Origin of the sequence: Streptomyces sp. ASQP_92 (assembly GCF_025399895.1) — a bacterium.
Classification (GTDB): Bacteria; Actinomycetota; Actinomycetes; order Streptomycetales; family Streptomycetaceae; genus Streptomyces.
Genome location: NZ_JAODUA010000023.1, coordinates 85926 through 93117 on the forward strand (window position 1 = coordinate 85926; position 7192 = coordinate 93117).

Below are 7192 nucleotides of genomic sequence, written 5' to 3' on the forward strand. Positions count from 1 at the left end.
TGCTCATGGCCCTCCCCCGCCCCGCCTCTCGACTGCGTACGCTGTCCGCCGTCCTGCGCGCCCTGGCCGCGCTGCTGACGCTGGCGGCCCTCCTCGCGGGCCTGCCCTGGCTGCTGTGGCAGGCCACCGCCGCGCTGCTGCCTGGTGGCTTGGACGCTCTGAGTCATCTGTTCACCCGTAGCGACACCACGAGTGTGGCGCTGTTGTTCGTCGCGGCCGTCGGCTGGATCGGCTGGCTGTCCTTTGTCGTCTCGCTGCTCGTGGAGATTCCGGCCCGGCTCAGAGGCCGCAGCGCGCCCCGGCTGCCGGGGCTGCATCTGAGCCAGCGTGCCGCGGCCACGCTGGTGGGCAGCATCCTGGTGCTGCTGCCCACCAGCACGGCACTGGCCGCCCCGGCCACCGCGCACGCCGTCACCGCAGCCCAGCTCCCTGGCCAGAACTCCCCCGCGGCCGCCCCCTCCGCCACGCCCTCGACCACGACCGCCGGGGCCTTTGATGCCTCGCCGACCCCTGTGGCCCAACGCACCTACACGGTGCGCGAGATGCGGCCCGCCGAGAGCCTGTGGAGCATCGCCGAACACCTCACCGGCCACGGCGAGCTCTACACCAAGATCGCCGCCGCGAACGAGGGCCACACTATGGCCGACGGCACGACCTTCCGCACCAACGCCCCTATCCAGCCGGGCTGGATCCTCCAACTTCCCGCCGACCTGCCGCTACTCAACCCCACACCCGCCCCCGCCCAGACCACGGGCACCACACCGACCAGCGCCCACCGCGACACCGTCCGCCCCGGCGACAGCCTCTGGACGATCGCCGAACGCGAGTACCACGCCGGCGCCCGCTATCAAGAGATCTTCAACGCGAACCGGGACAAGCCCCAGCCCACCGGCAGCCGCCTCACCGACCCCGACGAGCTCGAAGTGGGCTGGAGCCTGGACATCCCCGCACCCGCCGCACCCGCGCCCCAAAGCCCCGGGCACACAACTGCTCCACCCAGCACCGACCACCCCGCTCCGCCTCCTACAGCGCCCGCCCCCGCCGCACCCCACGACACCCCCCGGCCACAGGCTCCTTCGGCCACACCCGCCGCGCCGACCACAACCCCGTCCCGGCCGGCCCCCTCCGCCTCAGCACCCGCCACCCCCTCCACGGCTCCCTCCGCACCTGCAACATCCTCAACTCCCCCGGCAGCGCAACCCAGCGTCTCAGCGCGCCAAGGAGTCCAGCTGACCACCGTAGCCGGGGCCTTCGCGCTCCTGGCCGCCGCCATCACAGGCGCGCTCGCACTGCGCCGCCTGCTCCAGCGCCGACGCCGCACACCCGGCGAGACCATCGCGATCGCTGAGGAAACCTCACTGGCCGCAGCCCAACTGGCCGAGGCCGCCGAGCCCACCCTGGTGGACGAACTCGACCTCGCACTGCGTACCCTGGCCCACCACGCCCAGGCTGACGGCCGGCCCCTGCCGGACATCCGGGCCGCCCGGCTCAGCCAGCACACCGTCAGCCTCCTGCCCAGCGAACCGGACGCCGAGCCCCAACTCCCCTTCGCCGCAGGAGAAGAGGGCTGGTGGACGCTGCCTGCGGCGGCCGAGCTGCTCGATGCCGAGCAGGCGCACACCGTCCCCGCCCCGTACCCGCTCTTGACCACCATCGGCGCCACCGAGGACGACGCCGTGGTGCTCCTCAACCTGGCCCCCAGCCGGGTCATCCTGCTCAACGGCACCGCGGAACACATCCGCGAGACATGCACCTCCCTCGCGCTGGAACTCGGCATGAGCCCCTGGGCACAGAGGGTGGAAATCATGACACTCGGGTTCGGAGAAGAGCTTCCACACCTGCTGCCCACCTCTCGCATTGCCCACAAGCGCGAGGCGGCGCACGCGGTCCGCGACCTGGGTGACTGGATGCTCACCGCCTACCAGCAGCCCGAGGACGCCGACCAGCCCTACCTCCTGCTGTGCGCGACCGAGCTGGACAGCGACACCGCCTGGCAGTTCGCCGAGGCCTTCGACAAGGCCGGTGACCTTCCGGTGGTCCTGGTCGCGCCCGCCGCCCAGACCAGCAACCACTTCGCCGACGCCGAGGTCCTCGACGCCTCCTCGGAGGAGCTCCAAGACCTCGACGGCATCGGTTTGGCGGTACGGCTGCAGCGGCTGGAGGACGCCGCCTTCCAGCAGATCGCTGCCGAGCTCCGGATCTCCGGGCAACCCCCCATCCCTGCCGAGGGCGCCTGGCAGCACGTGCCGGCCGAGCCGGCCACTCCCGCGCCTCTCCCGCCCAGTGACCTCGTCGAACCAACAGGGACGCCCCTCGCGGTTGCGGTCCCGAGCAACTCGCCAGGTGATTTCGGAGCGTTCCCCGCGCTCATGACCGCTACTACCGATCCCGCCGCTCTTCGGCTCGTACCAGATCCAGCGGCCCCCGCGCTGTCAGCGCCGTCCACCACAAACGGTCTCAACGCAGCCCCTCCCTCGCCAGACACGGCCCCTATCCCCTCCTCGGCGGCCGGTACCCCAAGCGAGCCGGACGAGAACGCTCCCCACGATCTGCACGCCCCGGAGATCAGCGTGCTGGGGCCCATCCACGTTCCGGGAGTCTCCACGGGCCATGGGCCACGCGTGGCACAACTGGGCGCCCTGCTCTACTTCAAGCCGGGCCGCAGTGCCGACACCCTGTGCGTCGATATGGACCCGCTCACCCCGTGGTCAAAGAAGACCCTCGACTCCCGGTTGGGGGACCTGCGCCGCAGCCTGGGCGACGACCCGGACGGCAACCCGTACGTCCCGCGGCGCACCGGCCTCGCCGATGGCTACAGCCTCTCCCCGCACGTACGGTGCGACTGGACCAGGTTCCAGCAGCTCGCCGAACGGGCCCTGGCCAACGGCCCCACCGCAGTGGGCGACCTGGAGCGCGCGCTCAGCCTGGTCCGCGGGAAGCCCTTCGGACCCGCACCCCTGCCCTGGGCGGAACCGCACCAGCAGGAGATGGTCACCCGGATCGTCGACGTCGCCCACACCGTCGCGACCTGGCGCATGGCCCCAGGCCCCCACCACGATCTCACCGCCGCCCGCCAGGCCGTCGCCACCGGCCTTGACGTCGACGAGAGCACCGAACTCCTCTACCGGGACTGGCTGCGCATCGAGCACGCCGCCGGCAACCGTCCGGGCCTGTACACCGCATCCACCCGCGTCCAGCAGGTCAGCCGCACCAACCGGTGCCCGCTGGACCCCGAGACCGCACAGCTCATCGACAGCCTGCTGGGGGCCGGGCAACGTGCTGAGGGCTACTGACTTGTATCCGTCGTGAGCTGTTCGAAGCCGGAGCCGATGCCGTGTGTGGCGGGCTCACAGCTCTTCTCGGTCATCCTCCAGTTCCTTTTTCTACGCTGATGATCCGATACGGAGTGCTCAGCTTGTCCAGCCGCTTCTTCTGGATCAGACCGGCTGCTTCGTCCGGGGTGGCCGCGTAGGCGTAATAGGTCCTGGTGATGAAGTCGTCCGTGTTGTCGTCGGCGCGCTCGGCCAGGATCTTGTAGTGCCGCTTGACGGGGGCCGGGCGCACGACCTTGGCACGGACGATGAACAGGGCGCCGGCTCGCTTCGCAGCATCCACGGTGGACGGCTCCGCATCCGCCAAGGGCCCTACCAGCAGGAGGGTGCGCTCCTTGACCGCGGCCTTGAGCCATTCCGGCGGCGCTGCGGGAGTCTCGGGAGTGCGCTGCCACAGGTTGAGGACGGCCTGCGGATAGTCGGGCCACGGCTGGCCGGTAATCGCGGTAGGTGCGCCGGTGGCGTCGACGGTGACCGTCCAACTGTCGCTGATGGCCGGGGTGACGGCGCCGACTCGGGATTGCCAGCCACACTGACGCAGGTGGTCGCCCGGCAATAGTTCATTGCCGGTGGCGACGAACAGCGCGGGTACCGGGCCGCGGCGGGACGTGTGCCAGGTGGTGTAGGCGGTGACCTGGTAGCCGGTGCCGTCGTGGGCCGGGGACATGTCGGTGTCGCCGCGGGGCGGCCCGGCCTTAGACACTGCTGCCCACACGGTCATGCTGTCCTCCAGCAGGTCCGCGCGGTCCTCGCGGGTCATGGCGGTGACAGCGGCCAGGATCGGGGTGCCGTCCAGGGTCACCCGGGCGAGCTGGAACAGCGGATCCATGAGGTGCGCCGCCGCGCTCATCCTCGGCCCGGCACCGGGGACCATGCCCAACAGCCCGGCCACGGCGGCGATCACGACGGGGTCGCCATCGACGATGGCGGCGGCGGCCCGGACCTTGCACGGGGTGCACCAGTCGATAGTGGCCCCGAGCAGGTCGGTCGCGGCGTCCATGGGCACGGTGCGGTTCTGGCCGAAGCCGCGGGCGTCGACAGGGGTGAAGACGGTGCTGCGGTCGTGCTGGGGGCCCAGGAGGGGAGAGGCGAGGCCGGCGTCGGCGGTGGTGTAGGCGGCGCCGCTGGCGGCCATCGCACGGCGGGCCCGGTTCTTGCGGGCGTGGTCCTTGGTCATGCTGCTCTCGGTTTCCGGCGCTACGGCCCCATGACCCGATGCGCACCAAGCAGTCAGCACAGACGGGAAGGCACTCGGGTTGGCGGTGGGCCGCCCCAGGGGTGATGCCCGCGCGTTGATGCAGCTCGGCCACCGTCAGGTTCGCGGTGGGCACCTTCGCCGTAGCGCACCCCGCTCATGGGACGGAGCACTGGCCTGGGCCGAAGCGCTCGGCCAACCCAACCGTAGCGTGCAGCGCTTGCGGTGCACCAGAGTTGCCGAGAAGATGCGCTCAATTCGGGGAAACCCCGGTCGGGCCGTGCGCCAGGCGGGACGTCGTGGGTACGGCGGTTGACCGAGGCTGACTGCGCGGTGCATTGTCCTCCCGCGAGGAACGCCGCGCACCGTCAATGCCCCAGGGCTCCGTCGATGCTCCGCTCTCCCTTCGGGTGCGCACCCTTCGTACGGACGGCGCCTTGTGCGCAGTCAGTTCACGACGCCGAGATCGCGGTCGGCGTAAGCCAGGAGTTCAGCTACGGCTGCCTCATTCGAGACCGGTGGCCGGACACGCCAACCTGCGACGGTCCCCCGGACTGTGTCACACACGGTGCGCACCTGCGCAGTGAGCTGTTCGGCAGCTCGCCGACCGCGGCGCCGTCCGCGTCGTAGGGGCCGGTGATCACAATCGGCCCGGCGTCCTGCAAGCCATCGAGACGCTGCAATCCGTCAACCGCCGCCTGGACGTCTCCAAGGAAACCGGTACCGAACGCACCATCGAAGCAATCATGAAGCGCGGTGCGCAGGCCCGGGGCCTATGACCCTCCACTGCGCACCGCCCTTATCCGCGGCTGCGCACCGGCGGGCGAGGTGCGCAGTCAGCTCACGGCGATGAGATCACGGCGGCCAGGTCACGGCGGGTGTAGGCGAGGAGTTCGCTCAGTGCTGCCTCGTTCGAGGCCGGCCGCCTGGTACGCCAACCGATCACGGTTTCCTGCACCGTGTCGCACACAGTGCGCACCTGTGCCGTGAGCCGACCGGACAGCTCACCCACCGCGGCGCTCTCCGCGTCGTAGGACCCGGTGATCACAATCGGCCCGTACAGCAGGTATGGCAGATCCATCTGACGCCAGCCGCACGCCAAGGCCCACCCGGCCAGGTTCGGCTCCAGCCCGTCGACGCTGCCGGTCGAGGGAACGTGCAGCACCGCAGCACGGTGGTAGTAGGCCGCCTCCGCGCTCCCGCCCACGGCACTGCGGATCTGCGCATACTGCGCACCCGCGTCATCCGCGGGCAGATCCAGCGGCGTCAGCCGCGCACCCTCGTCGATATGCCAGGCCCTGACCACTTCGAGACCCCTTCCCCTGTCCCCCGCACCGGCCGGTGCTGTGCGCACTCTGTCTGAGGGCTGGTCGACGATGACGGGGGGCACCGCCGTCCGGCTGCCTTCACCCTAAGTTGCGCACGGGCCCCTGAGTGCGCAGTTCACCGATCGCAGAGTGCGCACCCGTGCGCACTCACGTCGACGCGCGGCGGCCCACTGATGTGCGCAATGGTCCGATCGCCGGGTCAGGGGGAAGAGTTGCTCATGTCGAGCGAGAACACTTGGTATCGGCGGCGGAAGTTGGCGAGTAGCTCCTGCACGGTCGCCGTTTCCAGAGGTCGGTTGTACTGGCCGGTGACTCCCCGACGTGCGAGTTCCTCCAGCACCGCAGGGACGGCGGGTTCGTCTCCGGTCTCGCGCTGTTCAGCCCACACGTTGTAGATGCGGAACTCCAGCAGGTAGCGGCGCAGCGTGGCCGGTGCGACAGGTGAGCCGTTCCGGTTCAGGATGCCGCGCGCTGCAAGGTGTTGGGAGAGCTGCGGCGCGGTGGGCTCCTGGCCGTGCTCGGCGATGTAGCCCTCCCAGGCAAGGAAGTACCGGTCCACAACGGTCAGCGTCTGGTCCACAGCCTTGCCGTTCTGGCCGCCCCTCCCCTGCTCCGGTCCGTCACCGCCCGCAGGCTCCTCCTCCGGGTTGGGCGACGGTCCGCTGACAACGGTCTCCTGCACACCTCCCGGCTCGGAGTCCGATCCAGGAGAGGGACGCGGAGCAGGCACCATCCCGGACGGCGCGGCCCCCTCGACAGGCGGAATCTGGTCGCCCGGGCTCGGCGTGTTCAGCGGCGAACCAGAGAAGGGATGCGTGCCGGCCGCCGGGATGCCCTCAGCAGCGGGTGCTGCGGGCCCTTGCACCTCCGGCACCGGGGCCTGATCCGGCACCGGCAGGAAGGGGGCCAGCAAGGCGGCAGGAAGCGGGCCGCTGGTGGCGGGGCCCGTGATGCCGTAGGCCTCGGCGAGGAACCAGCCGAGCTGATCCGGATCCGGCATATAGCCGAACCGCGCCGTGAAATCACGGACGGCGCCGGCGTAGTCCACCTGCTGCTCCGGCCCCTCCCCCGCGGGTGTCGTCTCCTCAACGGGACTGACACCATCCGGCTGGGCCAAGTGCTCAGGTCCGGAGGCGGGCGCTTCGCCTGTCTCCAGGAGCTGGCCGGACTCGCCCTCCAACTCCGGTGGAGCTGTGGGCACGTCCGTACGTTCAAGGGTGACCGGCGGGGGCGGCAGCAGCACCGGCTCGATGCCGGCGGCGGCCAGGCCCGCCGGGGCGGTGTCGGCGAGCGGCACACCGAACTTGGCGAGCCGCAGCGGCATCAGGGACTCCACG

The 7192-nt window shown here is 70.7% G+C and carries 4 protein-coding genes; 1 reads left to right on the forward strand and 3 read right to left on the reverse strand.

Translation table 11 applies throughout. The annotated features are described in order from the left end of the window. Positions 1–5 precede the first annotated feature (5 nt). Complete coding sequence (locus N4G70_RS32330) at positions 6–3293, forward strand: LysM peptidoglycan-binding domain-containing protein (protein WP_261716341.1); 3288 nt, start codon at positions 6–8, stop codon at positions 3291–3293. Between the two features lie 70 nt (positions 3294–3363). Here the strand turns inward: N4G70_RS32330 and N4G70_RS32335 are convergent, their stop codons facing one another. From N4G70_RS32335 to N4G70_RS32345, 3 genes are all read right to left on the reverse strand, one after another. After that, positions 3364–4509, reverse strand: coding sequence for a hypothetical protein (locus N4G70_RS32335; protein WP_261716342.1), 1146 nt, complete (start codon positions 4507–4509; stop codon positions 3364–3366). Positions 4510–5368: 859 nt separating this feature from the next. Further along, entirely contained in the window at positions 5369–5833 is a 465-nt protein-coding gene (locus N4G70_RS32340; RefSeq protein WP_261716343.1) for a hypothetical protein, read from the reverse strand. Positions 5834–6054: 221 nt separating this feature from the next. Next, the gene (locus N4G70_RS32345; protein ID WP_261716344.1) at positions 6055–7179 is read right to left on the reverse strand and encodes a hypothetical protein; all 1125 of its coding nucleotides are present in this window, start codon (positions 7177–7179) and stop codon (positions 6055–6057) included. Positions 7180–7192: the final 13 nt, after the last annotated feature.